The 1,003-nt window shown below is 57.1% G+C and carries 2 protein-coding genes; both read right to left on the bottom strand.

The genetic code is table 11. The features are described 5' to 3' along the window. Positions 1-85 precede the first annotated feature (85 nt). On the bottom strand, positions 86-607 hold the full coding sequence (gene hscB, locus ACRESJ_RS22935; protein WP_431759964.1) for a co-chaperone HscB: 522 nt from the start codon (positions 605-607) through the stop codon (positions 86-88). A gap of 8 nt (positions 608-615) precedes the next feature. After that, the gene (gene iscA, locus ACRESJ_RS22930; RefSeq protein WP_431759963.1) at positions 616-939 is read right to left on the bottom strand and encodes an iron-sulfur cluster assembly protein IscA; all 324 of its coding nucleotides are present in this window, start codon (positions 937-939) and stop codon (positions 616-618) included. Positions 940-1,003: the final 64 nt, after the last annotated feature.

Raw genomic sequence — 1,003 nt, 5'->3', positions numbered from 1 at the left:
TTTGGCCGGGTTCGGCGATCTGCAGTAGGGCCATCGTTATCAGGACTTATCTGTATATCAGGCGTGCGACCGGAGCGGCACTGGGTTAATCGTCGAGGCGCTCTTCTAACTGGCGCACTTCGTAGGTCAGCTTGTCGAGGAACTGCATGCGCCGCATCAGGCGTTCGGCCCTTTCGCGGTGCGCGACATCGTTCCAGCAAGCGGCAAAGTTTTGGTTCAGCTCTTCCTGGGCAGTCTTGAGGCGACGCTTGAAGACGGCAACGCCGTTCAGGTCGGCACTGTCCTGCAGGTCTTCGAGCTCTTCACGCAACTCCATCTGTTGCAGAAGAAATTCCGGATCATGCACCGTGACCTCAAGTGGCAGCTCACCACCATTCAAGGCAAGCAGATACCGCGCACGCTTGGGTGGGCTCTTGAGCGTCTGATAAGCCTCATTGAGGCTCGCCGATTGCTCGAGCGCCAACCGTTGCTCGCGCTCGGAAGCATCGGCAAAACGGTCCGGATGAACGCTACGCGCCAACTCACGGTAGCGCGTAGCCAGCTGATCGAGGTCCAGGTTGAAGCCCGGTTTCAGCTCAAATAAAGCGAAATGACAAGGAGTACCCACGACAAGCCTCAGATGTTGAAGCTTTCGCCGCAGCCACATTCACCGCGCACGTTGGGGTTGTTGAACTTGAAGCCTTCGTTCAACCCTTCCTTGACGAAATCGAGCTCGGTGCCGTCCAGGTAGGCCAGGCTTTTCGGGTCGATAATCACTTTTTCTCCGTGACTTTCGAACACCTGATCGTCCTCGACCACCTCGTCGACAAACTCCAGCACATAGGCAAGGCCGGAGCAGCCTGTGGTGCGAACACCCAGACGAATCCCTTCACCTTTGCCGCGCCCGTCGAGGGAGCGCCGCACGTGTCGAGCGGCCGCTTCTGTCATGCTGATAGCCATCGGTGACTCCTTACTCGTCGCCAAAACTCGAAAATCAGATCAAGCCTTTCTTCTGCTTGTAGTC

The sequence above is a fragment of the Pseudomonas sp. genome, assembly GCF_050739655.1.
Taxonomy (GTDB): Bacteria; Pseudomonadota; Gammaproteobacteria; order Pseudomonadales; family Pseudomonadaceae; genus Aquipseudomonas.
The sequence above is the reverse complement of the archived record's forward strand: the minus strand, read 5'-3'. Positions and strand labels throughout refer to the sequence as shown.